Source organism: Tenebrionibacter intestinalis (genome assembly GCF_016632365.1).
GTDB lineage: Bacteria > Pseudomonadota > Gammaproteobacteria > Enterobacterales > Enterobacteriaceae > Tenebrionibacter > Tenebrionibacter intestinalis.
In genome coordinates, this window is the sequence record NZ_JAEPBH010000198.1 from 1 (window position 1) to 338 (window position 338).

1 pseudogene is annotated in these 338 nt (G+C 52.4%); it reads left to right on the forward strand.

Features of this window, described 5'->3' with window-relative positions:
• Positions 1-338 (forward strand): annotated as a pseudogene (locus JJB97_RS18455) (hypothetical protein); the annotation flags it as partial.

Below are 338 nucleotides of genomic sequence, written 5' to 3' on the forward strand. Positions count from 1 at the left end.
GTTGATAATAACTCCTTAGCCCATGTTCTTGGTGCCGCAGAAGCCAACAGGAAAGGCACTATAGAGAAGTACGAGAAAGCACAGAAAGCCATCTGTGAACAGAATCAGGCCGCCTGTACGCAGATGGTGAAAGATGTTGCCGGAACGGGGCTGGATTTTGTCCCGATAGTGGGCGATATCAAAGGCTTTGCGGAAGCGAATACGGCGCTGGATTATCTTGCGGCAGCGGTTGGGTTGATACCGGGAGCAGGAGACGTTGCAGGGAAAACCCTTAAGGCGGCAGAAACGGCGCTGAAGAAAGGGGATGTGGCTGAAGCGTCAAGGCTGATTAATAAGGC